Genomic DNA, 254 nt, shown 5'->3' with positions numbered 1-254 from the left:
ATAAGTGCGATGGTAATACTGAAGTAGACCAGATCTCAGCCTTTATAAATACCAATAATGGCATAGATTTAGAACAAGTAATTATTCGAAGTGGTAAGGCAAAACACTTACAACCTAATGATTTTAATGGTGATGGCTTAGTCGACTTATTATTTTATGATATAGATGATAACAACTGGAAAATCTTACTAAACGAGGGTGGCGAAGAACTTACGTTCACTCAAGTATTTAGAGTAGGCAATATGAGCGAGCAT

Annotated in this window: 1 protein-coding gene; it reads left to right on the top strand. The window is 34.6% G+C overall.

The window, feature by feature from the left end; translation table 11 throughout:
• Positions 1–254: hypothetical protein (locus SB765_RS31680; RefSeq protein WP_410932761.1), on the top strand; the 254-nt coding region annotated here is incomplete at both ends.

Source organism: Pseudomonas sp. SIMBA_067 (assembly GCF_046534675.1).
In the GTDB taxonomy this organism is placed as follows: Bacteria; Pseudomonadota; Gammaproteobacteria; order Pseudomonadales; family Pseudomonadaceae; genus Aquipseudomonas; species Aquipseudomonas putida.
Note: the sequence above shows the minus strand (reverse complement) of the source record. Positions and strands in the feature narration are given on the sequence as shown.